Source organism: Arthrobacter sp. BGA-UO-ETr-C19, from assembly GCF_059568005.1.
Window position 1 is genome coordinate 232,461 of the sequence record NZ_JCAQPC010000015.1, and the last position, 24,454, is coordinate 256,914.

The 24,454-nt window shown below is 63.4% G+C and carries 24 protein-coding genes; 22 read left to right on the forward strand and 2 right to left on the reverse strand.

Annotated features, from left to right (window positions below; genetic code table 11):
* The first annotated feature begins 28 nt into the window (after positions 1 to 28).
* The 4 genes from AC57BR_RS08290 (at position 29) to AC57BR_RS08305 (ending at position 3,400) form a co-directional block, all read left to right on the forward strand.
* Complete coding sequence (locus AC57BR_RS08290; RefSeq protein WP_496359368.1) at positions 29 to 952, forward strand: ABC transporter substrate-binding protein; 924 nt, start codon at positions 29 to 31, stop codon at positions 950 to 952.
* Between the two features lie 45 nt (positions 953 to 997).
* On the forward strand, positions 998 to 1,894 hold the full coding sequence (locus tag AC57BR_RS08295; protein ID WP_496359370.1) for an amino acid ABC transporter permease: 897 nt from the start codon (positions 998 to 1,000) through the stop codon (positions 1,892 to 1,894).
* Positions 1,891 to 2,658: an amino acid ABC transporter ATP-binding protein gene (locus tag AC57BR_RS08300; RefSeq protein ID WP_496359372.1), complete on the forward strand. Its 768-nt coding sequence runs from the start codon at positions 1,891 to 1,893 to the stop codon at positions 2,656 to 2,658. Before AC57BR_RS08295 ends, AC57BR_RS08300 begins: the two co-directional genes overlap by 4 nt.
* Before the next feature lie 70 nt (positions 2,659 to 2,728).
* The gene (locus tag AC57BR_RS08305; RefSeq protein WP_496359374.1) at positions 2,729 to 3,400 is read left to right on the forward strand and encodes a GntR family transcriptional regulator; all 672 of its coding nucleotides are present in this window, start codon (positions 2,729 to 2,731) and stop codon (positions 3,398 to 3,400) included.
* Positions 3,401 to 3,489: 89 nt separating this feature from the next.
* Here the strand turns inward: AC57BR_RS08305 and AC57BR_RS08310 are convergent, their stop codons facing one another.
* Positions 3,490 to 3,852, reverse strand: coding sequence for a cupin domain-containing protein (locus tag AC57BR_RS08310; RefSeq protein ID WP_496359376.1), 363 nt, complete (start codon positions 3,850 to 3,852; stop codon positions 3,490 to 3,492).
* 212 nt (positions 3,853 to 4,064) lie between these two features.
* Here AC57BR_RS08310 and AC57BR_RS08315 point away from each other — a divergent pair, with 212 nt between their 5' ends.
* From AC57BR_RS08315 to AC57BR_RS08400, 18 genes are all read left to right on the forward strand, one after another.
* Positions 4,065 to 4,283, forward strand: coding sequence for a hypothetical protein (locus tag AC57BR_RS08315; protein WP_496359378.1), 219 nt, complete (start codon positions 4,065 to 4,067; stop codon positions 4,281 to 4,283).
* A gap of 275 nt (positions 4,284 to 4,558) precedes the next feature.
* The gene (locus tag AC57BR_RS08320) at positions 4,559 to 6,718 is read left to right on the forward strand and encodes an amylo-alpha-1,6-glucosidase (protein ID WP_496359380.1); all 2,160 of its coding nucleotides are present in this window, start codon (positions 4,559 to 4,561) and stop codon (positions 6,716 to 6,718) included.
* Between the two features lie 382 nt (positions 6,719 to 7,100).
* The gene (locus AC57BR_RS08325; RefSeq protein WP_496359382.1) at positions 7,101 to 8,147 is read left to right on the forward strand and encodes a LacI family DNA-binding transcriptional regulator; all 1,047 of its coding nucleotides are present in this window, start codon (positions 7,101 to 7,103) and stop codon (positions 8,145 to 8,147) included.
* A gap of 211 nt (positions 8,148 to 8,358) precedes the next feature.
* Positions 8,359 to 9,819, forward strand: coding sequence for an extracellular solute-binding protein (locus tag AC57BR_RS08330; protein ID WP_496359384.1), 1,461 nt, complete (start codon positions 8,359 to 8,361; stop codon positions 9,817 to 9,819).
* Positions 9,816 to 10,745: a carbohydrate ABC transporter permease gene (locus AC57BR_RS08335; protein ID WP_496359386.1), complete on the forward strand. Its 930-nt coding sequence runs from the start codon at positions 9,816 to 9,818 to the stop codon at positions 10,743 to 10,745. The genes AC57BR_RS08330 and AC57BR_RS08335 overlap by 4 nt, the downstream gene beginning before the upstream one ends.
* Positions 10,746 to 10,753: 8 nt before the next feature.
* Positions 10,754 to 11,665: a carbohydrate ABC transporter permease gene (locus tag AC57BR_RS08340; protein WP_496359388.1), complete on the forward strand. Its 912-nt coding sequence runs from the start codon at positions 10,754 to 10,756 to the stop codon at positions 11,663 to 11,665.
* Between the two features lie 23 nt (positions 11,666 to 11,688).
* On the forward strand, positions 11,689 to 13,206 hold the full coding sequence (locus AC57BR_RS08345; protein WP_496359390.1) for a glycoside hydrolase family 32 protein: 1,518 nt from the start codon (positions 11,689 to 11,691) through the stop codon (positions 13,204 to 13,206).
* A gap of 308 nt (positions 13,207 to 13,514) precedes the next feature.
* Positions 13,515 to 14,588 carry a LacI family DNA-binding transcriptional regulator gene (locus AC57BR_RS08350; protein WP_496359392.1) on the forward strand — a complete coding sequence of 358 codons (1,074 nt, stop codon included), beginning with the start codon at positions 13,515 to 13,517 and terminating at the stop codon, positions 14,586 to 14,588.
* A gap of 78 nt (positions 14,589 to 14,666) precedes the next feature.
* The gene (locus AC57BR_RS08355) at positions 14,667 to 16,343 is read left to right on the forward strand and encodes an ABC transporter substrate-binding protein (RefSeq protein ID WP_496359394.1); all 1,677 of its coding nucleotides are present in this window, start codon (positions 14,667 to 14,669) and stop codon (positions 16,341 to 16,343) included.
* A 107-nt stretch (positions 16,344 to 16,450) separates the two neighbouring features.
* A complete protein-coding gene (locus AC57BR_RS08360) occupies positions 16,451 to 17,428 on the forward strand; it encodes an ABC transporter permease (RefSeq protein WP_496359397.1) in 978 nt (325 codons plus the stop codon).
* A 10-nt stretch (positions 17,429 to 17,438) separates the two neighbouring features.
* Entirely contained in the window at positions 17,439 to 18,377 is a 939-nt protein-coding gene (locus AC57BR_RS08365) for an ABC transporter permease (RefSeq protein ID WP_496359399.1), read from the forward strand.
* Positions 18,374 to 19,336 (forward strand): ABC transporter ATP-binding protein, encoded by a 963-nt coding sequence (locus tag AC57BR_RS08370; RefSeq protein ID WP_496359401.1) that lies wholly within the window; start codon positions 18,374 to 18,376, stop codon positions 19,334 to 19,336. The genes AC57BR_RS08365 and AC57BR_RS08370 overlap by 4 nt, the downstream gene beginning before the upstream one ends.
* Positions 19,333 to 20,427, forward strand: a complete 1,095-nt coding sequence (locus AC57BR_RS08375) for an ATP-binding cassette domain-containing protein (RefSeq protein WP_496359404.1) — start codon at positions 19,333 to 19,335, stop codon at positions 20,425 to 20,427. Before AC57BR_RS08370 ends, AC57BR_RS08375 begins: the two co-directional genes overlap by 4 nt.
* Before the next feature lie 12 nt (positions 20,428 to 20,439).
* On the forward strand, positions 20,440 to 20,772 hold the full coding sequence (locus tag AC57BR_RS08380) for a GH32 C-terminal domain-containing protein (RefSeq protein WP_496359406.1): 333 nt from the start codon (positions 20,440 to 20,442) through the stop codon (positions 20,770 to 20,772).
* 198 nt (positions 20,773 to 20,970) lie between these two features.
* The gene (locus tag AC57BR_RS08385) at positions 20,971 to 21,882 is read left to right on the forward strand and encodes an SMP-30/gluconolactonase/LRE family protein (RefSeq protein ID WP_496359408.1); all 912 of its coding nucleotides are present in this window, start codon (positions 20,971 to 20,973) and stop codon (positions 21,880 to 21,882) included.
* Positions 21,883 to 22,226: 344 nt separating this feature from the next.
* Positions 22,227 to 22,511 carry a hypothetical protein gene (locus AC57BR_RS08390; RefSeq protein ID WP_496359410.1) on the forward strand — a complete coding sequence of 95 codons (285 nt, stop codon included), beginning with the start codon at positions 22,227 to 22,229 and terminating at the stop codon, positions 22,509 to 22,511.
* Positions 22,512 to 22,642: 131 nt separating this feature from the next.
* A complete protein-coding gene (locus tag AC57BR_RS08395; protein WP_496359412.1) occupies positions 22,643 to 23,356 on the forward strand; it encodes an SDR family oxidoreductase in 714 nt (237 codons plus the stop codon).
* A gap of 116 nt (positions 23,357 to 23,472) precedes the next feature.
* A complete protein-coding gene (locus AC57BR_RS08400) occupies positions 23,473 to 23,643 on the forward strand; it encodes a PEP/pyruvate-binding domain-containing protein (RefSeq protein ID WP_496359414.1) in 171 nt (56 codons plus the stop codon).
* A 150-nt stretch (positions 23,644 to 23,793) separates the two neighbouring features.
* Here the strand turns inward: AC57BR_RS08400 and AC57BR_RS08405 are convergent, their stop codons facing one another.
* Positions 23,794 to 24,396, reverse strand: a complete 603-nt coding sequence (locus AC57BR_RS08405; protein ID WP_496359416.1) for a dihydrofolate reductase family protein — start codon at positions 24,394 to 24,396, stop codon at positions 23,794 to 23,796.
* Positions 24,397 to 24,454: the final 58 nt, after the last annotated feature.

Sequence of the window (24,454 nt, forward strand, 5' to 3'; positions counted from 1 at the left end):
GCACCGCCGTCGTAATAGGAAAGCAGTGATGAGGATCAGAACCAGGGTCCAGAGCGTAGTAGCAGGCTTGGCGGTTGTATTGGCATTGGCCGCGTGTGGCTCGGGTGCCAACAGCGATTCGGAAGCCGACTCCAAGACGTCAAGTACGGCCGACATCTCCGAGGGTGTCCAGCCCGACGCGGCCGCAGGCAAGCTGTTGCCGCAGTCCTACAAGGACAAGGGTGAACTGACGGTGGCGATGGACCTGCACTACCCGCCCACCACGTTCCTGGCAGACGATAACAGCACGCCGATCGGCCTGAACCCGGACATCGCACGCCTCGTGGCCAAGAAACTGGGCCTGAAGCTGAAGTTCGAGAACACCTCGTTTGACACCATCATTCCCGGCATTGATGGCGGCCGGTACGACTTTACTGTCACTACCATGTCCCCCACCGCCGAACGGCTGAAGGTGCTGGACATGATTGACTACTTCAACAGCGGCCTGTCGGTTGCCGTGAGCGCCGGCAATCCTTTGAATATCAGCAACGACGACATGTGCGGCAGGAACATCGCGGTCACCAAGGGATCCAACGCCCAGTTGAAGCATCTTCCGAACATCTCGGAGTGGACCTGCACTTCCAAGGGCAAGCAGGCCATTAACGCTGTGACGCTCCCCAACATCCAGGAAGCCCTCACGCAGCTGGCGTCCAAGCGGATCGACGGCATCCTGTACGACACCCCTTCGCTGGTCTGGGCAGACCAGCAACAGCCGAACACCTTCACGATTCTTTCTCCGCAGGTGGATACCCGCTCGGATCACGTCGCTGCCATTGGCCTGAAGAAGGGATCACCGCTGACTCCTGCACTGCAGAAGGCCACGCAGTCCGCGCTTGACAGCCCCGAATACAAGAAGTCGCTCGGCAACTGGGGCTTGGAATCAGGCGCCATCACCGAAGCGAAGCTTAACTGAGGACCCACAGTGCTGAAGTTCATCAATCGCGGAAGGCAGCAGACATTGCGCGCCACAAACCCCGCCCTTAAACCGAGGCTGCGGCGCCGGAGCACCCCTGAGTACGTGGCGTGGGTTCTGTGCACCCTGCTTGGTCTTGGCATTCTGATCTCTGTTGCAACCAATCCCAACTTCAAGTGGCATGTTGTCGCCAGATATTTCACCCATGAGACCATCATCCGCGGCCTGCTGCTCACGGTCTTCCTGACCCTGGCAAGCATGGCCCTCGGTACCCTGCTGGGCCTGCTGCTTGCCATCATGAGGGCGTCCAGCATCAAACCGGTGGCCGTCACCGCGGGCGTCTACATCACGCTGTTCCGCGGCACCCCGGTCCTGGTCCAGCTGATCTTCTGGTTCAACATCGCTGCGCTGTACCCGAACCTGACGATCGGCATTCCGTTCACCGACTTCAGCACCGCCGTCGATGTCAATGCCTTGATGGCACCCATCACTGCAGCACTTGTCGGCCTCACGCTCAATGAAGCCGCCTACATGGCGGAGATCATCCGAGGAGGCTTCTCCGCCGTCGGAAAGGGCCAGATCGAGGCCGCGGACTCCCTCGGCATGAGCGCCGGGATGAAGATGCGCAAGGTCATCATTCCCCAGGCGATGCCCTCGATCATCCCTGCGACCGGAAACCAGGTCATCGGTATGTTCAAGGAAACCTCCCTCGTCAGCGTGCTCGGCGTCGCCGAGCTGCTCCAAAGCGCCCAGCTCATCTACGCCCGCACCTACGAGACCATCCCGCTGCTTATCGTCGCCAGCCTCTGGTACCTCGCGATGACCCTGCTGCTGAGCTACCCGCAATCCAGGCTCGAGAAAAGGTACTCGCGTGCAACCTCCGCACTGCCGAGGAAGGCAAGACGAGGGTCCCTGACAGCACCGGAAGGCATGGCACGATGACTGCCGACGGCACCATTCACGCCCGTGGAATCCGGAAGTCGTTCGGACCGAAAACAGTCCTGCAAGGCATCGATCTGGACATCGCCAGCGGAGAGGTCTGCTGCATCATCGGCCCCAGCGGCTCCGGAAAGTCCACCCTCCTGCGCTGCATCAACGGCCTCGAGACCGTCGATACTGGAGTGCTGAAAGTCAACGGTGAAAATTTGGGGTACTACGAAAGCGAAACTGCCTATCACGCCCTCAGCCCGAAGGATGTCGCCCGGCAGCGCACCAGGATCGGCATGGTCTTCCAGCAGTTCAACCTCTTCCCCAACATGACCGCCCAGGAGAATGTCATGGCCGGCCCCGTGCTGGTCAAAGGCCATGACAGGAAGCGGGCCGCCACGCAGGCAAGCGAGCTGTTGGCCAGTGTGGGCCTCTCTGGTTTCGGCCACCACTATCCCGCTCAGCTGTCCGGCGGCCAACAGCAGCGCGTGGCCATCGCGCGTTCCCTGGCGATGGACCCCGAGATCATGCTCTTCGATGAACCCACGTCGGCCCTGGACCCCGAAAAGGTCGGCGAAGTCCTCGCCGTCATGAAGGACCTGGCCAGCAAAGGGATGACCATGGTGGTGGTTACCCACGAAATGGGGTTCGCCCGCGAAGTCGCAGACTCGCTGCTGTTCATGGCGGAAGGCTGCATCATCGAGCGCGGCGACGCCAGGGAAATTCTCCGCAACCCGAAGGAGCGCCGGACCCGGTCCTTCCTGGAAAAGGTGCTCTAACGAAGCATGAACAGGCATCCGGCCCTGGGCTGGTAAAGGTAATATGCCGAAGAGTGAAATGAGGAATGAAATGGCAGCGACCGAAGGATTATTTGTCCTGGAAGGAAGGCCCACGGCCCAGCTGATTGCCGATCAACTGCGGGAGCAAATCGTGCAGGGGATCTTCCGTCCGGGCGAGCAGATCAATGAGTCTGCCATGGCCAGCCGGCTGCGCACGTCCAGGGGACCGCTCCGGGAAGCACTGCAGCGACTGTGCCAGGAAGGGATACTGGTCAACCACCGCAACCGCGGAGTGTTCGTCCTGGAGCTTACAACCGAGGACATCAAGGAGATCTACGCAGTCCGCGAGGCCGTGGAAATAGCCGCAGCAAATACGCTGCTGGACGGCAGCGAGGCACAGATCACAGACACCTGCGACGTGCTGCAGGGAATCATCAAGGACATGGCAAAGCAGGTTGCCGTTTCCGACTGGCAGGCAATCGCACGGCTGGACATGCAATTCCACACCTCCTTCGTCGCCGGCACAGGAAATACCCGCCTGATCCGGGTCTACGAGACGCTGGCCGCCGAATCCCGGATGTGTATTCTCAGTCTGGAGGTCTCCTATCCCCGTGTGGATGATCTCGTGCAGGAACACCAGAACATCCTGGATCTCCTGGCAGCACGGGACAGAAGGGGACTCCAGAACGCCATCAAACGGCACATGCAAAAGGCCGTGGAGGATCTCACCGCCACCAAGTAGCTGACACCCACGCCCAGCACTCGGCCGCAGCTTCTGCACAAGTGCCCCCGGGCAGCTGCTGCTGCCCGGGGGCACTGGGGTGTTGAGGACTACTCAGCCGTGGCCGGAAGATCCTTGACGACCCACATCTTGCGTACCGTCTCATGGATCGTCCAGCTGCCCTCCCAGCCGGCAGGAGTAACGAACAGGGTACCCGGGCCGATGTCGAAGCTGGTGCCATCCGGCTCCGTGATGGTGCCGGTCCCGCTCAGAATCTGGCAGATCTCGTCGTAGCCGGGCCGGGTGCTCTTAAACGTTCCCGGCGTTACCTCCCAGATGCCCGTCTTGAAGTCGTCCCTGGCCCAGAGACGCAGGCAGACCTCGGTCTGTCCTTCGGTAATTGAGGTTTCCTTGGCTTTGGGTTCACCCGGGTTTGCAGTTGTTGCATCGCTCATGACGGTCGCCTTGACCATAGTTGCTCCTTCGTGGGCTGCGCCCTGTACCTAGCTGCCTGCCTGCGTTGGCGGGCACGGATTTCATCCTAACAATTGTCAACAATCGACGATAGGCTTTTGCGGGGAAGTTTTTCCACCGGCAGCTGCCGCGAACGACGTACCGTTTTTCCGAGCGAATGATTGGGGAGGGCGGGCCCGGCCACCGAGACAATTACAGAAAGGCACACAAAATGCGACAGAGCCGTCGTGTATCCATGTGGACGTCCCTTCAGCGCGGAGACGTCATCACTCTTTGCCGGCAGGGCGTCGAATGCTACAAGGGTTCGATCGATGAGCGGACTGAGGATGGTCGAACAATCTGGGTGACAGACCAGATCGGAGACCGTCGCCTGTTCCATGTCGAGGATGACTACGACCTGCTGGTTTCCGGCAATGTCTACTCCTGCTAGGCAGCGCATGGGAATACGTCGGTTCAAAGGCCTCTCCCCCATGTTGCGTTTCGACGGCGGGCACATCCCGGGATTCCGCGGGCTGGGTGGCGGGGCCCCGCTCGTCTTCTCCGTCCGCACCAATTCGAAGATCCTGCGACCCCCGGGCCCCGCGATTTCCGGGTGCTCTGGCCTACCGGAGCAAGCAAGAGTACCGTCGGTGGCAGAATTGGCGACGGCGGCTGCCTGCACATGAGGTTCAGGCGCCGTGGCGTCGGGTTCTTGGAGGGGCCGGGATGGCGGGATGGAACGCTGACACTGCTGCCGGACCTGTGGGGGCGGGGACAATCACCCTGGTGGAAGGCACGTCCTTCTGCATCTCCCTGCCGAACGGGGACATCCATCCGGAATATCCGCACGGAGTTTTCTTCCAGGACACGCGCATTCTGTCCCGCTGGAGCCTGACCGTTAATGGGCAGCCGTTGGAACCTTTGGCGGCAGAGACGAAGGAACCGTACCGCGCGCTGTTTGCCGGCCGCGTCACCCGCTCAGACGCGTATGCCGACAGCCCGCTGATCGTGGAGCGGCTGCGCGAAGTGGGGGCGGGCATCCAGGAGCAGGTCACGATTCGCAACTACTCCCCGGACGCGGCCGAATGCACCCTTTCCGTCAGGGCTGAGGCAGATTTCGCGGATCTTTTCGAGGTCAAGGAGGCACGGATCCAGGGGCGCTGGGAAGAAACCAGGGAAGTCGACGGTGACACCTTGACCATCCGCGCTGCCTGGCAGGATGTCCGGAAGGGACTTCTGGTCCAGGCTCCCGGAGCCGACGTCCGCCAGGATGCCCTGACATACACCGTATCCCTCGCACCGCACAGCCAGTGGAGTACGGTACTCACCGCGGTGCCGAGCGCCGAGGCCACAAGTCCTCCCCCGCCGTCGTTCATCCATGGCGACGGCGAGAAACTGTCCCCCCGGGACCACCGCCGGCAGGAGTGGGTGGCCAAGATTCCCAAGCTCCATATGGCCAACCACTCCATCGAACGGACCCTGCGGCGCAGCTACGACGATCTGGGCGCGCTCCGGATCGAGGACCCGAACCATCCGGAGCGGGTCGTGGTGGCGGCCGGCGCGCCGTGGTTCATGACCCTGTTCGGCCGCGACTCACTGTGGGCGTCGGAGATGGCAATGCCTGTCGACCCTTCCCTGGCGCTGGGCACGCTGCAAACGCTGGCCGACCGCCAAGGCAACGTGGTGGACCAGATGAGCGAGGAGGAACCGGGCAAGATCCTGCACGAGGTCAGGCTGGACGTCTCCAGCGGGCTCGCGCTCGGCGGCAAGTCCGTCTACTACGGCAGCATCGACGCCACCCCGCTCTTCGTGACAGTACTTGGATCGGTGAGCCGCTGGGGCTTCGGCAAGGAAACCATCGCCGCACTGCTGCCCCACGCGGACCGTGCACTGGACTGGATCCGCGACTACGGCGACAGGGACGGCGACGGGTTCGTCGAATACGAGCGCCTTAATCCGCGGGGGCTTATCAACCAAGGCTGGAAGGACTCCTGGGACGGCATCAACTTCGCCAACGGCCGCATGGCCGAGCCCCCTATAGCGCTCTGCGAAGTGCAGGCGTACGTCTACGACGCCTACATGGCCCGCGCCTGGATTGCGTACGACGCCGGCGACACGCCTTTGGGCGATGAACTCGCCGACCGCGCGAAGCTACTGAAGAAGCGGTTCAACGAGCAGTTCTGGATCCCAGAGCGCGGATATTACGCCATAGCCCTGGACGGCAAGAAGCGGCAAGTCGATGGGTGCGCGTCCAACATGGGCCACTGCCTGTGGGTAGGCCTGGTGGATGAGGATAAGGCGCCGCAGGTGGCTGAACACCTCATGTCGCCGGAGATGTTCAGCGGCTGGGGCGTGCGCACTTTGGCCAGCGACATGGGCGCCTACAACCCCGCCAGCTACCACAACGGCTCGGTCTGGCCGCACGACAACGCAGTCATTGCGGCAGGCCTGATGCGCTACGGATTCGTGGCAGAGGCGCAACGCATCTCCACGGCACTCCTGGAGGCCGCCGAATATTCCGACGGCCGCCTGCCCGAGCTGTTCTGCGGCTTCAGCCGGGACCAGTTCGCCGAGCCCGTCCCCTACCCGACAGCGTGTTCGCCACAAGCCTGGGCAGCCACAACACCGATCCAGCTCGTGACGACTCTGATGCGGTACGACACCCATGTTTCCCGCGGCGGCTTCTGGATGGATCCCGTCCTCCCGGAGTCCTACGGCGACCTGCACATCACCAACGCCCCCATGGGCGGCGGCCGGATCACGATCGACATCGCCAATTCGGTACCCACGGTCCAAGGCCTGCCCGAAGGAATGGTTTTCCACAAGGGGCACCGGCCCTGGCTGACTGAACTCGTGAAAGAAGCGGAGCAGCACCGCAAGGCCTAGCAGGGGCCTCAGAATCAAGTAACCACCCCGGCATTCCGCGGCCTCCGCGCATGACCAGAACCTACGGCGGCGGCCCGTCATGCACACCTCCATCAGACTCCGGCTGCCTGAAATAACGAGGGAGGCTCGTCGTGGAGAAGCAGCCGATGAACGAATACCCGAGATGCGTACCGGGACAGCTCCGTGATTGCAGGGAAGGGCGGTTCGAGGCGTGGCGCTCACCCGCGGGAGCGATGGAACCACTTGAATGCCCCCTGGCACCTGCGCCGGACGCGTGACCCGTTGATCTCGTTGCGCCCGGGCCGCAGAAGGGGCACCGAACAAGACATCTCCCGACCTCACACGAGTTAGGTATGCTAATTCGAAAAGCAAGGGGATCGGCATGGTCAAACGTAAAGCTACGGCACTGGATGTGGCACAACGGGCAGGGGTATCCCGCAGTGCAGTGTCACTGGTGCTTAACGGCAGGGCCAGCGGCAACGTCACCGCAGAACGCCAGGAGCGCGTGCTCCGCGCCGCGGCGGAGCTGGATTACACGCCCAACTCCGTTGCCCTCAGCCTGCGCAACCAGCAGACATCAACGATCGGCATCATTACGGATGACATCGTCACCAGCCCTTTCGCCGGTCGGCTGATCAGCGGCGCCTCACGCACGGCGTTGGCCCGCGGGTACATGGTCCTGGTCGTCGATACGGAACATGACTTGGCCCGCGAGAGCGCCGCGGCACAGCAACTCGTGCACCGGCAGGTAGACGGAATCATGTACGCCACCGGCAGCCTGCGTGAAGTTACCACCCCGCCGGCGATGCTTACCTTGCCGGCCATTCTGGCCAATTGCACTGATGTCGGCTCCCAGCTCCAGTCGGTAATACCGGCAGAGGTCGACGGCGGGCGCGCCGCGGCACAGCTGCTGATTGACCTGGGCCACCGCCGCATCACCCTGTTGACCGGAACTCTCAGCTCGCCCGCCGCCCCGCAGCGCGAGCAGGGTTACCGTGAGGCCATGGAAGGGGCGGGGCTGGGCCCTGAACAACAGCACGTCCATGTGACCGGGTGGGACATCGATGAGGGCTACCGGGCCGCTTCCTCTGTGCTGGACGGCAGAGACCGGCCGACGGCGATCATTTGCTCTAACGACAGGGTGGCCACCGGCGTCTTGCTGTTCGCGGCTGCCGCAGGCCTCCGCGTACCGCAGGATCTGTCCGTGGTCGGCTACGACGACCAGCAGCACCTCGCCGCCAACCTTGTTCCCGCCCTGACCACGGTGGCACTTCCGCACGCCGAAATCGGAGCAGCAGCCATGTCCATGCTGTTGGATGCGGTCGAAGGAAAAGCCGCGGCAGAAGGGAACACGGAAGCAGGAACCGTCCACATGCCCTGCCGGATCATCCCACGGGCATCCACCGCAACGGTCCCGGCTGCTAACTAGGCGGGACGTTTCCTCGGCCACTTCGCTGCTGAAACCTCACAACAGGAATGACCTGATCCAGCATCCGGCGGGGCCCTCTGTCCGCGGCATGTTGAACACCGCCCATCATTCGGTCACGTTTCATTCAGGTTGAACGAATAGCAAAAGTCTTACTTGACACGTGTTAGGTACGTTACCTAACCTACTTAACACGTGTTAGGAGGAGCCGACAATGACGTCTGAAGAGACACCGGGGCAACCAGCCCCCTCGCGTGCGCTGCGGTCCGGCAGAGGACTTTCGCAACTCACGCGGCGTTCCATGCTGGGCCTTACGGGACTCGCTGTGGCGGGAGCCACTGTGGGCGCCTGGCCACGGCTGACGGGGACTGACATTCCCGGCCGCAGCAGCAAGGCCCTGAAAATCGCCATCCTTGGAACGGCAGCGGATGCGGCGGCCCGCCAGGGTCTGGTTCAGGCCTTTACCGCCGCCCACCCCGATATTCCGGTCCAGGTGCAGGCCATTCAGGGGGCGGACTGGAAGGATTTCTTTTCCAAAATCCTCACCATGGTCGCCGCGGGAACACCGCCGGACGTCGTCTACGTAGCCACCGAGGGCGCCCAGCTGTTTGCCGACAAGCTCGCCGAGCCGCTGGATGACTATGTCCGCCGGGACGCTGCGGACATGGGCGATTACTTCGATGACGTTCATCCGAGCCTGCTGGAAGCCTTCATGTACCAAGGCAGCCTTTACCAGCTTCCGCTGGACTGGAACGCGGCGAACATGTATTTGAATACCACCACCTTCGCCCAGGCCGGGCTCGACCGGCCCAGGGACGATTGGACGCAGGACGACTTCAGCGCCACCCTCCGCGCCCTGCGGAAAGCACGCCCGGCCGACTTCACCCCGTACTACTGGACGAACCGGCTTTTCGGCGGGGTAGTGCCGTGGCTGTACGCCAACGACACCAGCTTCCTGACCGAAACCAAGGCTTCCGGCGGGGACTGGGTTTGGGACCGTTTTTACCCGAACGACCCGGCCCGGGCGACCCGCGGAGGCGGCTATCAATGGCTGGCTCCCAACGCCGAAGACGGGCGCGTTATCGAAACCTTCGACTACCTGCGCGAACTCGTTGCCGAAGGACTAGGCGTGCGTCCCGAATCCGGGGGCGGCAACGCCCTGGTCGGCTTGTTCGGCAACAACCGCATCGGCACCACGCCGGCAGGCGGTTACTGGGCGCAGGGCCTGCACGACGCCGGAATGACCGCCGACCAGTTCGACGTCCAGTTCTTCCCCCGCTGGCGGACGCAGCGGCATCAGTTCGGTGCCGCCGGCTACGCGATCATGCGCACGGCGAAGGACAAGGACGCCGCCTGGGAATGGGTTAAGTTCTGCTCGAGCCGGGAAGCGATGCAGTTGGCCATTCCCAAGCCGAACACCACTCCGACCCGCCGTTCGATGGTCAATGAGTCCTTTTACGCGGGCACCGGACCCAGGCATTGGAAAGTCTTCTACGACACCCTCGACAGGTTCCCCACCTCCGGCCCCATCCCCGCTCCGCCCCAGCAGGCCGCCGTCGAAACTGCCCTGATGAAAAACGTTTCCACCGCCGTCAGCGGCAGCTCCGCTGATGTGCGGGCCGCGATGGGCACCCTGCAGCGCGATCTCGAACTGGCTCTGAGGAGGAACTCATGACCACCACTTCCACCGCCCCACGCCGAACGGCGCAACCAGCGGCCGCGCGCCGCTCGTTGATCGAGCGGTGGCTGGCCATGATCTTCCTTGCTCCCACGGTGCTCGGCATGGCCCTGTTCACCTTTCTGCCGATCATCGGCTCGCTGGTGCTTGCCTTCTTCCGCTGGGACATCATTTCAGCACCCCAGTTCGTCGGTTTCGCCAATTTCACCTCGCTGGCACAGGACCCCACCGTCCGTGTGTCCTTCCTGAACACCATCGTGTTCGTCATTGTCGCAGTGGTACTTCAACTGGGCATCGCCCTTGGCCTGGCTTCCATGCTGCAGGCCAGAATGCCTTCCTGGCTGAGGGTATTCCTTCGTTCCACCTTCTTCTTCCCTCTGGTCCTTTCCGCCGCGTCCGTGTCCATCTTCATGCGGTACATGTTCAACGAACAGTTCGGCGTAGTGAACTGGCTCCTGTCCCTGGTCGGCATTCCCGCAGTGCCATGGCTGACCAGTCCCGTGGCATCCGCAACCGTGGTGGTCCTGGTTTATGTATGGCAGAACTTCGGGTTCTCCTTTCTGCTCTTCCTCGGCGCCTTGACCAACATTCCAAAGGAACTGCACGAGGCCGCGAACCTGGACGGCGCCACAGGCTGGAAACAGTTCAGCAATGTCACCCTTCCGCTGATCAGTCCCACGGTGCTCGTCGCCTCCGTCATGGCAATCATCAGTGCACTGCAGGTCTTCGACCAGCCCTACGTCCTGACCAACGGCGGTCCAGGGGATTCCACCCGCACCGCCGTCATGGTGATCTTTGAATCCGCCTTCCAGCAACTGGAGTTCGGCGAAGCCTCGGCCATCGGCCTGGTACTCACCGTGCTAATCCTTGCCGTCACCGCCCTGCAGTTCCGTCTTAGCCGCCGCTTCGTCTTCTACCAGTGAGGTCCCTCATGTCCACACAGACCCTGCACACCGGGACCGACAGGCAGTCCGGTTCCGCCACCGGCACGCCGAACACCCACAAGCGCTACCGCAGCCGCCGCCTGCCTGCCGCTGGAACCGTCGGCAGGTACGCCGCTTTGGCCGTGGCGGCCGCGCTGACCCTCGGTCCTGTCCTGTGGACACTGTCCACCTCACTGCGTACGCCGTCGGAATCATTCAACCTGCCGCCGTCCTTCCTGCCCATCAATCCTGACTTCACCGCCTACCAGGAGGTGTTCAGGCAGATCAATGTCGGCGTCCTGGTCCTGAACAGCGCCCTGGTGACCGGGCTGATCGCGCTTGGCCAGATGGCTTCCGCCACCCTGGCCGGCTACGCCTTCGCCCGTCTGGACTTCCGCGGCAAGAAGGCCATCTTCTCGCTGGTGCTGGCCACCATGATGGTCCCGGTGCAGGTCACTATCGTCCCGGTGTTCATGCTCATCCGAGGGATGGGTCTGTCCGACACCCTGCTGGCCCTGATCCTGCCGGCCATTCCCACAGCCTTCGGCACCTTCCTGATGCGCCAATACTTTCTGGGCCTGCCAAACGACTTCGCAGAAGCGGCCGCCCTGGACGGCGCCGGACCATGGCGGATCTTCCGTTCTGTCTACGTCCCGCTGGCGGTCCCCGGTATGGCAATCGTCGGGATCCTGGCCTTCAATTTCCACTGGAACGAGTTCTTCCGGCCGCTGATCCTCACCATCAGCGAACAGAACTTCACCCTCCCCCTCGGCCTGGTCACACTCCAAGGCAACCTTGGCACCGGGAGCATTTCCGTGGTCCTCGCCGGCGTGATCCTGTCCATGCTGCCCGCACTGGTGGTCTTTATCTTCGGCCAGCGCACCCTGCGCGAAGGCCTCACGGCCGGCGCCAGCAAATAACACAAACTCTCAAAAGGAACCTCGTGGAAACACTTACTTCGACTCACACGGCAGCCACAGCAGACAGCTACCGCCCGGCCCTGCACTACACCGCAAAAGACACCTGGCTCAATGATCCCAACGGCCTGATTTTTCATGAAGGCGTCTATCACCTTTACTACCAGAACAACCCGCTGGGTAACGTCTGGGGAAACATGTCCTGGGGTCACGCCACCTCTACCGACCTGCTGACCTGGACCGAACATCCCGTCGCCATCGCCTGTGACGAGAACGAAGACATCTTTTCCGGCAGCATCGTCTATGACCGTCACAACACCAGCGGATTCGGCAGCGGGTCCGTTGGCCCGCTCGTGGCGATCTACACCAGTGCCTTCAAGCCGGGCTCCGTGTATGAGGGCGTCCAGGCCCAGTCCCTGGCCTACAGCCTGGACGGGGGCTACTCCTGGACAAAACACACTGGCAACCCCGTACTGAACCGCGGGTCCGCCGAGTTCCGCGACCCCAAAGTCTTCCGGTACAACGGCGACGCGGGCAGCTACTGGGTGATGATCGCCGTCGAAGCCACAGACTTCCAGGTGGTCCTCTACAAATCCGAAGACCTCAAGAACTGGGAACTGCTGAGCACTTTCGGCCCCGCAAACGCCACAGGCGGCATCTGGGAATGCCCCGACCTGTTTTCCCTGCCCGTGGACGGCGACCCCCAAAACCTCAAGTGGGTCCTTACCGTCAACCTCAACCCCGGCGGGCCCAACAACGGCTCAGCCGGCCAATACTTCATCGGCGACTTCGACGGAACCGCATTCACCTCCGCCAGCACCGTAACCGAAGGCCCCCAGGACCCTGACCGGCTGGGCGAATACCGGTGGCTGGACTGGGGGCGGGACTACTATGCCGCCGTCTCCTTCAGCGACGCCCCCGACAACCGCCGCCTCATGATCGCCTGGATGAACAACTGGGAATACGCCAACCACATCCCCACCACACCCTGGCGCAGCCCCATGAGCCTCGCCCGCGAAATTTCACTCCAGACCAGCGACGGAAACCTGTCCCTGGTCCAGCAGCCCGCCGGTGATTGGACTGCCCTGGCTGACCCGGAGTCGTTCTGCCTTTCTGAAACCATCATCCACGACGGCGTGCAGGTTCTGGCCGGCGCAGCCGGCACGGTCCAGCGCATAGACGTCAGCTTCACCCCCGGAAGCGCAGAGGAATTCGGCCTCATCCTGCGTGGAGACAGCGCGAAGGGAACCCGTGTCGGCATCCGCCCCGGCCAAGCCAAACTGTTAGTGGACCGGCGGGAATCCGGCAGGACGGACTTCCACGCATCCTTCGCCTCCATCGACACCGCTCCCATCCTGGCAAAGGAGGGGTCCTACGACCTCACCATCTATGTGGACCGCTGCTCCGTGGAAGTCTTTGCCCAAGGCGGCCAGGTCACCATGACCGAACTGATCTTCCCGGCCGAGACCAGCACCGACCTCGCCGTTTACGCCATCGGCGGCACGGCAACCATCAGCAGCCTTCAGGTGACGCAGCTCGCGTAGGGGCAGCACCCAAGCCAGGAAAAACAGAGTTGACGGAAGGTCCGGCTATCGGCCTTCCAAATAAGCGGGAGAGTGCTGGTAAAGGGCCTTTTCCTGCCGTCGTCTGACAGTCTCGCCCGGGTGAGCGCCAACACCCTTCAGGCAGGATCCCCAGGTTTTGGCGCCACGTCGGACGTCGCTCCTCCACTGATCTCATAGCCCCAAAGTACCTCTTGACAGTGATCCAGTAACGCGCGTAACCTGTATCACATGCGCCAGTAACGCGCGTTACTTCACGGCAACATCAATGACGACCACCGGAGCATTCAATGGCGAAGACCACCACCTCGAACCATGCCGGGGCTACGCGGCAGCGGGGTGTCACCATGAGTGATGTCGCCAAGCGCGCCGGCGTTTCCCGGACCGCGGTCTCGTTCGTGCTGAGTAACCGCGAAAGTGCCAGCATTTCCGAGGAGACCCGCGCTCGGATCAACGAAGCTGTTCAGGCCTTGGGCTACCGCCCGAATGCCGGAGCACGTGCACTGGCGTCCCAACGAAGTGATTGGTACGGGATTGTCACCGAGATCGTGACGGCACCGTTCGCCGTCGACATCATCAAAGGAGCCCAGGACCAGGCCTGGCTTGACCGTCGGTTCCTGCTCATCGCGCCCTCCGACCAGGCCGATGCCGTAGGACCCAACCAGGGCCTCGAAGATGCCGCCTTTGAAAAGCTTCTGGAACAGCGGGTGGAAGGCGTTCTCTACGCCGCCACATTCCACCGGGGAGTGCACGTTCCGAAGAGTGCCAACGAGGTTCCCACGGTCCTCATCAACTGTTTCGACGCGGACGGCAAACTCCCCTCGATCGTCCCGGACGAACACGCCGGGGGACGGGTCGCCGTCGAACGTTTGCTCCAGGCGGGACACACCCGCATTGGGGTCATCAACCTGGATCCGGACATTCCGGCCGCCGTCGGCCGCCTGGCGGGTGCCCGCGAAGCACTCGCCGAGGCCGGGCTGGAACTGGACCCGGAACTCGTCGTCTCGGGATACGCGACGGCGGACGGCGGCTATGCGGCCGCCTGCACGATTCTTGACCGGTACAACGAGGGGGAAGGCCGGCCGACGGCCCTGTTCTGCCTCAACGACCGCATGGCGATGGGCGCTTACGACGCCATCAAGGAACGGGGCCTGACCATTCCCGGAGACATCGCCGTGATCGGTTTCGACAACCAGGAACTGATTGCGGCCTACCTCAGGCCCAAGCTGACCACGGTTGCGTTGCCGTTCGAAAAAATGGGCGCCCTGGGAGTCCAGACGCTCGCAGCTCTTACAGCAGGACAGCCGATAATTGCCGACCAGCAATTAGTCGACTGTCCGCTGCTAGAACGCTCTTCGGTCTGACCGCGAAATCAATAGCGAAGAGCAACCCCTCCCCCACCCCTTCACCTTGCTGATGAAGATAGGAAAGAGATAACCATCATGACACAACCCCGATTCCTGAGGGCTGCCCGCGTGACGGCAGCCGGGCTGGCGGTAGGCGCACTGCTGCTGACCGGCTGTGCAGCCACCGTCAACAAGCCTGCCGGCACCGACGCCGCAGCGAACGCCAGCGCCTTTCTCACCATTCCGCGTGAGGACATGAGCACCTTTGACCGCAACTTCAATCCGTTCGCCCCCACCGTGACCCCGATGGTCCAGCAGGCAATCTACGAGCCACTGCTCATTTCCAACCCGCTCAAGGGCGATGCGGTGCCGTGGCTCGCCACCAAATGGGACGTGGCCAACGACGGCAAGTCCATCACCTTCACCCTGCGGGACGGCGTGAAGTGGTCCGACGGCAAGCCGCTCGTGGCCGAGGACGTAGTACTGACATTCCAGCTGCAGAAGAAGATCAAGGGCGGCTTCGAATACCTGAAAGAGGTCGCGGCCGAGGGAAGCAACAAGGTTACCTTCAGCTTCAACACCCCGTGGTCACCGGCCCTCTACGAAGTCGGGCAGCTCCCCATCCTGCCCAAGCACGTCTGGTCCGCAGTGAAGGATCCCGGCAAGGATGCCAACGCCAAGCCCGTGGGCACCGGCCCGTACACCGAGGTGGAGTCCTTCCAGGCCCAGTCCTTCGTACTGAAGAAGAACCCCAACTACTGGCAGCCGGAAAAGCAGAAGATCGCCGGCATCAAGATGCTGGCCATGTCCGGCAACGATGCAGCCAACCTCGCCGCCGCGAACGGCGACGTCGACTGGGCCACGCAATACATTCCGAACATCGAGAAGACCTTCGTCTCCAAGGACAAGGAACACCGCCACTATTGGTTCCCGCCCACGGGCGCCATGATCAACTGGCAGCTCAACACCACCAAGGCCCCGTTCAACGATCCCCAGGTCCGCAAGGCGCTCAGCATGGCCGTTGACCGGGACCAGGTCACCAAGATCGGCATGAGCGGCTACGCCCAGCCCGCCGACTGCACCGGCCTCTCCGGCCATTACGAGAGCTGGAAGAACCCGGCTGTCAAGGACAACTGCAGCTGGACCAAGCTCAACGTGGACGAAGCCAACAAGCTGCTGGACGAGGCAGGCTATGCCAAGGGCGCCGACGGCAAGCGCACCCTCAAGGACGGCAAGCCCTTCGAGTTCAAGATTTCCGTGGGCGCCAGCTCTTCGGACTGGCTCTCCGTGGCCAACGTGATCTCCCAGAACCTGCAGGCCGTGGGCGTCACTGCCAGGGTGGACTCCCCGGACTGGGCCTCGGTGGTGGCCGGCTACGAACAGGGCACCTTCGATTCCGGCATCGTCTGGAGCGCCAACGATCCCAGCCCGTACAAGTACTTCAACAACTCCATGGGCACCGCCTCGGTCAAGCCCGTCGGGACCAAGACCTTCGACAACTACCACCGCTTCGGCGATCCGAAGGCCGACGCCCTCCTGAAGGAATTCGCCGCGAGCGGTGACGAAACCAAGCAGAAGGACATCGCCTACAAGCTCCAGGAGGAGTACAACGAGGTGGCACCGCTGGTGCCGCTCTTCTCCGGCCCGGAATGGGGCGCCTACAACGACACCCGCTTCACCGGCTGGCCCACCGAAGAGAACGCCTACGCAACCCTCTCGGACCGGTCCGCCACGACGGTGCTTGTCCTAACCACGCTGGAACCACGCAAGTAACGGTTCTGCTGTAGCCCCTGGCGGGGCCCACGACCGGTATGCCCGGCGCCGGATTACGCGTCGGGCATACCGCCCCCATCTCCGCAATTCCCGAATGGAGGGAAACCGTGCGCTTCATCCTGCGCCGTTTAGGTTTCTACCTGATCGCCTTCTGGGCATCCATCACGCTGAATTTCCTGCTCCCGCGCTTCATGCCCGGTGACCCTGTCTCCCGCATGTTTGCCCGCACCCAGGGCAAGATGCAGCCCGAACAACTGGAGGCGCTGCGCAAGCTCCTCGGCGTCGACGACCGCCCCATCTGGGAGCAGTACGCCGACTACATGCACAACATCGTCACCGGCAACATGGGTATTTCCATCTCCCGCTTCCCCACGCCCGTCACGGAGGTCATCGCCTCCCAGATCGGCTGGACGCTCCTGCTGGGCGGAACCTCTCTGGTGATTGCCGCCGTCGTGGGTAATCTCCTGGGCATCCTGGCCGCCTGGCGGCGCGGCGGCGCGATCGACTCGGCCCTGCCGCCCCTGCTGATCTTCATCGGCTCCTTCCCGTACTTCTGGCTGGCGATGGGCGCGCTGTACCTGTTCGGCGTGATCCTGGGCTGGTCCCCGCTGCGCCATGCGTTCAGCGACGGCCTGGAACCCGGATTCACCTGGGAGTTCATCTCCGACGCCGGTGCGCACTTGGTGCTGCCCGCGTTGACCATCGTGCTGGTCTCGGTGGGCGGCTGGATGCTCGGCATGCGCAACACCATGATTGCCACCAACTCCGAGGACTACATCACCATGGCCGAGGCCAAGGGCCTGCGCCCCGGACGCATCATGCTCCGCTACGCCGCCCGCAACGCCATGCTGCCGTCCGTGACCAGCTTCGGCATGAGCCTGGGCTTCGTAGTGGGCGGTGCGCTGCTCACCGAGGTGGTGTTCGCCTACCCGGGCGTGGGCTACCAACTGCTGAACGCCGTGCAGGGCCTGGACTACCCGCTCATGCAGGGCCTGTTCCTGACCATTACCGCCGCCGTGCTGCTGGCCAACTTCCTGGTGGACATCCTCTATGTCCGCCTCGACCCGCGCGTGCGCAGCAACTGAGGGACCGATCATGACAACCGCAATTCTGAAGCAGCCCGGCAAGACGGCCGGCAAAACCACCGCGGCCCGCAAGCCCAACCGCAGTTTCGTCCACGGACTTATCACCAACAAGAAGGCACTGACCGGCATGGCCGTGATGCTCGTCTTCATCGCACTGGCCCTGCTGGCACCAGTGCTTTTTCCCGGCGACCCGTCGCGGATCACCGCCATGGCCTCCCTGGAACCATCAGCGGAGCACTGGCTGGGAACTACAGCCAAGGGACAGGACGTGCTCGCGCTGACCGTCCACGGCTCCCGGAGTTCCTTGTTCGTGGGGCTAAGCGTGGGCCTCGCGTCAACCTTCATCGGTATCCTGGTGGGACTTGCCTCCGCGTACTTCGGCAAGTTCATCGACGAAGCGCTGTCCCTGGTAACCAACGTCTTCCTGCTTCTTCCCGGCCTGCCGCTGCTGGTCATCCTTGCCGCGTTCCTGCCTCCGGGCCTTGGCACCGTGATTCTTGTACTCGTCGTCACGGGGTGGGCGGGATCGGCACGTGTGTTGCGGTCGCAGGCACTGTCCATCCGCTCCAAGGACTTTGTAGCCGCGGCCGTGGTGTCCGGCGAACGGGCGGGCCGGATCATGTTCCGCGAGATCCTGCCGAACATGGCCTCGATCGTCATGGGTACCCTGCTGGCCTGCGTGATCTACGGCATCGGCGCGCAAGCGGGCCTGGAGTTCCTGGGCCTGGGCGATGTCAGCACGGTCTCTTGGGGCAACAATCTCTTCTGGGCCGGCAACGAAGGCGCCCTGCTCACTGGCAGCTGGTGGGTCTTCGTGCCCTCAGGCGTTTGCATCGCGCTGGTCGCCTTCGCTCTTGCCCTCATCAACTACGCCGTGGACGAGGTCACCAACCCGCGGCTACGGAAGATCAAAACTCCGAAAGATACCGAAAGGAGCGCCTCCAAATGACCATCTCCCAAGTTTCCTTCGGCTCCCACGCACCCGTCCTGGACGTCAAGGACCTCACCGTCAAGTACATCGGCGACACCCGCTCCACCACCGCCGTAGACCGCGTTTCCTTCAGCATCGGCACCGGTGAGGTGTTCGGCCTCGCCGGGGAGTCAGGCTGTGGGAAGTCCACCATCGCCAACTCGATCATGCGGCTCCTGAAGGATCCCGCGAAGATCGCAGGCGGCAGCATTTCCTTCGGCGGCAAGGACGTCCTGGCCATGAGCCCGGAGGAGCTGCGGCGCTTCCGCTGGCAGGACGTGGCCATGGTCTTCCAGTCAGCCATGAACTCGCTCAATCCGGTGCTGACCATCGGCGAACAGATCGTGGACATTTTCACCACCCACGCCGGTTACTCCCGCAAGGAGTCCCTGCGGCGCGCGGGTGAACTGCTGGAACTCGTGAGGATCGACCCCGCGCGCCTCAAGTCCTACCCGCACCAGCTCTCGGGCGGCATGCGTCAACGGGCTGTGATAGCGATGGCCGTGGCGCTCAAGCCGTCGCTGTTGATCCTCGACGAGCCCACCACCGCGCTGGACGTGGTGGTGCAGCAGGAGATTATGGCTCAGATCAAGGAACTCCAGCGCGAGCTCGGCTTCTCTGTCCTCTTCATCACGCACGATATGTCGCTCATGGTGGAACTTTCGCACCGCATGGCCGTGATGTACGCCGGCAGGATCGTGGAGACCGCGAAGGCCCAGGACGTCTACGCCAACCCCCGCCACCCCTACACCCAGGCGCTGATGGGCGCGTTCCCGCCGCTCACCGGCCCGCGGGTTCCGCTGACGGGACTGCCCGACGGCGTGAAGTTCCGGAACATCCCGGACCTCAGTGAGGCGGCACCCGGGCATTTCGTGGCTCCGGTGAGTGCCGACGCTTCAGCGATTGATTCCGCAACCCTGGCAGGAGCCGCACGATGAGCCACTCCCTAACATCCCCGGCGGCTGGTTCCACCACCAGCACCCCGGCCCTTGAAATTCGTGGCCTGGGCAAGTCGTTCCCCATTGGAGGGCTGTTCACCCGCGCGTCGGTCCGCGCCCTGCACGGTGTCGACTTGACTCTTGACCGCGGCGAAATCGTGGCGCTTGTCGGGGAGTCCGGTTCCGGCAAGAGCACGTTGGCCCGCTGTGTTGCCCGGCTCGAGAAGCCGAACGCCGGCGCGATCCTGATCGACGGCGTCGACATCCTCAAACGCGATCGTTTCCACGCGTCGCGTGCGTTTCGATCCCAGCTGCAGATGGTTTTCCAGGACCCCTTCGGTTCCCTGAACCCGGCCCACAGGATCGAGCATTTCCTGCGGCGTTCGTTGGCGATCCACGGCAAGAGTGGCGGTGCCGAGGAAGAGACCCAGCGGCGGCTCAAAGAACTCATGATCACTGTGGGCCTGCAGGCTGACATGCTGAACTCCTATCCGCACGAGCTCTCCGGCGGTCAGCGCCAACGTGTTGCGATTGCCCGGGCCCTCGCCGTCGAACCACAAGTCATCCTGGCCGACGAGCCCACCTCCATGCTGGATGTTTCCGTCCGGATCGGCGTGCTGAACCTGATGCGAAAGCTCCGCGACGAGCAGGGAATCTCCATGCTCTACATCACACACGACCTCGCATCCGCCCGCTACCTGGCGGACCGGACAGCAGTCATGTTCGCCGGCGAACTCGTTGAAGAAGGCGAGTCCCTGGACCTGCTGTCAAACCCCGCGCACCCCTACACGCAACTCCTGGTTTCGGCTGTCCCGGACCCCGCCCGGGCAGGCTCGTACGATCCCGTGCGCCGGGCCGAACTGCGGCAAGCGGTCATGGCTTCGACGAACTGCGCTTACGACGGCGACCCGAACCAAGCCTGTTCGGCCGAAGAACCCGTGCGCCATCAGGTTGGAGACCCCGAAAACCGCCATTGGGTGCGCTGCCATCTCTACCAGCCGTGGGCTGGTGCCGACGGCCATGCCCTGGCGAGCGAACCGACGCAACCCAACCTCCCGGCGTCGAACGCTCAAGTGAAGGCCTCCGCATGACCGAACTGCAACGTGGGTCTTGAAGTATGCCGCGCACAGGGTGGCGGCAGGCATGTTGCCGCCGGTGCTTTCCTGCGAGGCCCCTTCGCGTATCTCAACAGGCGGCCAACGATCAACCCAACCGGCGGCGAAACCCAGACTCCGATCGATTCCTCGACTGGCCGGCTCACCATCCGCATCCTCGTGGACCTCACGAGCGTGGAGATGTTCGTGGGAGACGGACGGGTGGTGCACTCACACCGGGTGTTCCCGCTTGAAGGCGACAACGGAATCCGGCTTTACGCCCATGAAGGAGCCGCCACCTTCCGGAACCTGACCATCCACGAAATCAAAGCAACGCAATAGTCCAAGCCCCAACCGTCCCGGCAGGTGATTCAGCTTTTCAATCCGGGCAGCGGAAGCCTTGACGAAAACGGTTCAACAGACGGACGGATACTTGTTCCTACTAAAAGAGCTCGTTGGCGGAAACCAGCGGTCGCGCGTGCCGTAACAGGCTCCGCCATGGCAGGCGGGAATACTAGGTGGATCAAAGGAGGAGATTGCATGGGTCCGGAACTGATGACTGGCCGAGTGGAGCGGCTCTTCAACGGCACCGTGTGGGCCGAAGGCCCGGTGTGGGTGCCCTCATCCGAGGCCGTGCGCTGGAGCGACATACCGAACGACCGCATACTCGAGTTCTACCCCGCGACGGGAATGACCCGCGAGTATGCAACGGGAGTCGAGTTCACCAATGGCCGGACCCTGGACGCCGATGGCAGCGTTGTGCAGTGCAGCCACGGACGGCGCCGGGTTGAGCGCGACCGCGAAGGGACTGTGACCGCCCTGGTCGACTCCTTCGGGGGCAGGCGGCTGAACTCGCCCAACGATGTGGTGACCGCCCGAGACGGGACGATCTGGTTCACCGACCCGCCCTACGGGATCCTGCCCGGCACCGTGGAGGGGCACGAGGGCGCCCAGGAGTACGGCGGTTGCTACGTCTTCCGCTACGAGCCGGCGACCGACACGCTCACTGACGAGATCAAAGACCTGGTCCACCCGAACGGTCTCGCGTTTTCACCCGACGAATCCGTGCTGTACGTGGCGGACACCGCCGGTGCCAGTCACGGCGTGCCGCTGCGGATTGCCGCGTACGCCGTAAGCGACGGTTCCTGCCGCCCCACCGGTACCTTCCTTGAGTTCGACGACGATCACCCGGCCGACGGCCTCCGTGTCGATGTTGAAGGCAGGATCTGGACTTCGGCAGGGCCTTCGATACAGGTCTACTCCCCGTCGGCCGAACTTCTCGCGACTCTTCCGTTGCCCGAGCGGGTGTCGAACCTGTGCTTCGGCGGCCCGGATGGCCGCGATCTCTTCATAACAGCAACCACCAGCCTCTACCGGATCCGTACTACCACGCGGGATGCTGCCCAGAAAACGAATCCAGCAGGCGGATCCGGCCCGGGCGCACCGAACTAGCTTGTTGCTCCCGAGCCCACACGCTCGATCACGGTGGGTGGCGGAGCCGGCAAAAAAGCGGCGCTCCCCCAGCCGACTTATCGCACAAGCAAAGGGGCTCTAACGGGCGGACCGCTGATAGCAGTCCGGCGCCTCGATCATCCTGCCAGTCCCCCTCCAGTGCCGCCAGAGGCTGACCTCCCACTTCCTCGGGAACATAAACTGAGTATGCTCAGTTATGATTAGAATCACTAATCCTCGATTTCGCTCCCTCCCCGGCGGGAGCACCTTCCAAGCGGCCGAGGGTGAATGGTTGCCAGAGAGAGGACGAGGTCATGTGAAAGGGGTCCTTTGATCGATCGGGTATGAAAATCACTACTGCGCTGGCTCCAGTCGCGGATGAAATCGGGGCAGACCGGGTTGGAATCCGCCTCTCCCCCGGCATGCCGTTGGGCGGAATCGACGAGGGCGACACCGAGCGCGCGCGCTCTCAGTACCGGCACCTGGTCACTGAGCTCGCCAGGCTGAACCTGGCCTACCTGCACCTGCACCATGTCGGCGACGACGAGCTCCTCCGCTCTTTCAGGGACGTGTGGCCGACGGCGGTGCTCGTGGTCCGCTACGGAAAGCCGGCCCTGGCCCCCGCCTGATCGGAGGCCGGTCAGCCGGCCGCCGCGCGGCCACTCCCCGGGCCAGCCGATAGGCGGCTCAAACATAACCAACAAGAAACCATGCGCGCCCACCGCTGCGGATGCACCCCGCAACAAGAAAGAACCTTGAAATGCCTTCACTCAATGGAGCAGTCGTCCTCGTCACCGGAGCAAACGGCGGCATCGGAGCCCACTTCGTCAACGACGCCCTCGCCCGCGGCGCCAGCAAGGTCTACGCCACCGCCCGCAGCCCCCGCACCTGGGATGACGAGCGCATCGTCCCGCTCACCCTCGATGTCACCGACCCCGCATCCATCCAAGCGGCAGTCGAGGCCGCCGGGGACGTCACGGTGTTAATCAACAATGCCGGAGCCTCTGTGGCCAGCGCCGGGATACTTACCCACACCGAGGAGGAAATCCGCACGAACGTGGAGACGAACTTCCTCGGGCCGCTGTTCCTTGCCCGCGCACTCGCGCCGATCCTGTCCGCGAATGATGAATCGGTGATCATCGACATCCACTCCGCAATGAGCTGGTACGCCGTCGGCGGCATTTACAGCGCCACCAAGGCCGCCCTCTGGTCGGCCACCAACTCGTTGCGCCTGGAACTCGCCCCCGCAGGGGTCCATGTAGTGGGCCTGCACGTCGGCTATGTCGACACGGCGATGGCTGCGGACGCCACCGATCCCAAGATGGACCCCGCCGATCTCGTGCGGACCGTATTGGATGCCGTGGAAGCCGGTGAGTACGACGTTCTGGCCGACGAGACATCTGTGCAGCTCAAGGCCGCACTCAGCGCACCAATCGAGGCCGTCTATCCGCAGCTTGTAGCCAACAACGCCTAAAAGCCGATGGCGCCGTGGCCGTGAACCAAGTTCATGACCACGGCGCACCGGTCTCCGACCGCACCAGCACGGCCGGCGCCGCATCCCTGGGAACCTGACCATGCACGGGTGCCGTCATGCCAGGTCCGGACCGGGACGTGCTGTGCCTGCAGGGCGAAGAGGTGGTGGCCCTGGCAACGCTCGGCAAGAGGCTGGAGCGGATCCATCAGGCGCCGCAGGATATCGAGTTCGCCGTTGACGAAGAGCCCCCAGAGGCCAGCAACCCGATCCTGCTCCAGTGCCGGTGAAAGTTCGGCACAACGCACGCCATCGCTCCGCCTCGCCTAACCGTTCTTTCCCGGAGCCACTTGGAGTCCGGTGCACTACATTGACTGAGGGCTGCTGTGGGAGCATGCCGGAGGCTGGGATTCGACGTAAGGGATCTCCGCCCTTGCCCATCAACCGCCCCGCATGTCCTGCGTCGCCACGCTGCCCGCTCGTTCGTAGACCAGCGACACTGCCCCCTTCGGGAACGTGCGCGCCGGCACGGCGAGGCGGAAGGAGGCGGGGACGGTCCCGGCGTCGAAGATGCGCTTGCCCTGTCCGAGGGTGATCGGATAGAGCCAGAGGTGGAGGCGGTCGAGCACGTCCGCCGCCAGTAGCGACCGGATGAGGACGCCGCTGCCGAACATGTGCACCTCGTCGAACTCTTCACGGAGCCGGCCCGCTGCCTCGGCATTTGGCAGCACCTTGGTGCCCGCCCAGGCGGGATCAACCAGTGAGTTGGAGACGACGAACTTGGGAACCCGGTTAAGCGTGCCGCCGATCTCGTCGGACTGGTGCGGCCAGTAGGCCGCGAAAATGTCGTAGGTCTTCCGGCCGAGGAGCAGGGCGTCGATGCGGCCAATCTCCTCGCCGATGGCAGCGCCGGCCTCGTCATCGGACACCGGCGCCTGCCAGCCACCGAAGGCAAATCCGTCCGCGGTATCTTCTTCGCTGCCGCCCGGCGCCTGGTAGACGCCGTCGAGAGTGACAAACAGGTTGGCGATGATGATTCCCACGCGCCCATTCTGGAACAGGGGCTAATCGCTGTCCATAGCCAGCGGCCGTGACAGACTG

Excerpts from the sequence above, each read along its gene's own strand:
- AC57BR_RS08290 (WP_496359368.1), top strand. The coding sequence starts at position 29 with ATGAGGATCAGAACCAGGGTCCAGAGCGTAGTAGCAGGCTTGGCGGTT.
- AC57BR_RS08300 (WP_496359372.1), top strand. The coding sequence starts at position 1,891 with ATGACTGCCGACGGCACCATTCACGCCCGTGGAATCCGGAAGTCGTTC.
- AC57BR_RS08305 (WP_496359374.1), top strand. The coding sequence starts at position 2,729 with ATGGCAGCGACCGAAGGATTATTTGTCCTGGAAGGAAGGCCCACGGCC.
- AC57BR_RS08310 (WP_496359376.1), bottom strand. The coding sequence starts at position 3,852 with ATGGTCAAGGCGACCGTCATGAGCGATGCAACAACTGCAAACCCGGGT.
- AC57BR_RS08315 (WP_496359378.1), top strand. The coding sequence starts at position 4,065 with ATGCGACAGAGCCGTCGTGTATCCATGTGGACGTCCCTTCAGCGCGGA.
- AC57BR_RS08320 (WP_496359380.1), top strand. The coding sequence starts at position 4,559 with ATGGCGGGATGGAACGCTGACACTGCTGCCGGACCTGTGGGGGCGGGG.
- AC57BR_RS08325 (WP_496359382.1), top strand. The coding sequence starts at position 7,101 with ATGGTCAAACGTAAAGCTACGGCACTGGATGTGGCACAACGGGCAGGG.
- AC57BR_RS08330 (WP_496359384.1), top strand. The coding sequence starts at position 8,359 with ATGACGTCTGAAGAGACACCGGGGCAACCAGCCCCCTCGCGTGCGCTG.
- AC57BR_RS08335 (WP_496359386.1), top strand. The coding sequence starts at position 9,816 with ATGACCACCACTTCCACCGCCCCACGCCGAACGGCGCAACCAGCGGCC.
- AC57BR_RS08340 (WP_496359388.1), top strand. The coding sequence starts at position 10,754 with ATGTCCACACAGACCCTGCACACCGGGACCGACAGGCAGTCCGGTTCC.
- AC57BR_RS08350 (WP_496359392.1), top strand. The coding sequence starts at position 13,515 with ATGGCGAAGACCACCACCTCGAACCATGCCGGGGCTACGCGGCAGCGG.
- AC57BR_RS08355 (WP_496359394.1), top strand. The coding sequence starts at position 14,667 with ATGACACAACCCCGATTCCTGAGGGCTGCCCGCGTGACGGCAGCCGGG.
- AC57BR_RS08365 (WP_496359399.1), top strand. The coding sequence starts at position 17,439 with ATGACAACCGCAATTCTGAAGCAGCCCGGCAAGACGGCCGGCAAAACC.
- AC57BR_RS08370 (WP_496359401.1), top strand. The coding sequence starts at position 18,374 with ATGACCATCTCCCAAGTTTCCTTCGGCTCCCACGCACCCGTCCTGGAC.
- AC57BR_RS08375 (WP_496359404.1), top strand. The coding sequence starts at position 19,333 with ATGAGCCACTCCCTAACATCCCCGGCGGCTGGTTCCACCACCAGCACC.
- AC57BR_RS08385 (WP_496359408.1), top strand. The coding sequence starts at position 20,971 with ATGGGTCCGGAACTGATGACTGGCCGAGTGGAGCGGCTCTTCAACGGC.
- AC57BR_RS08390 (WP_496359410.1), top strand. The coding sequence starts at position 22,227 with ATGAAAATCACTACTGCGCTGGCTCCAGTCGCGGATGAAATCGGGGCA.
- AC57BR_RS08395 (WP_496359412.1), top strand. The coding sequence starts at position 22,643 with ATGCCTTCACTCAATGGAGCAGTCGTCCTCGTCACCGGAGCAAACGGC.
- AC57BR_RS08400 (WP_496359414.1), top strand. The coding sequence starts at position 23,473 with ATGCCAGGTCCGGACCGGGACGTGCTGTGCCTGCAGGGCGAAGAGGTG.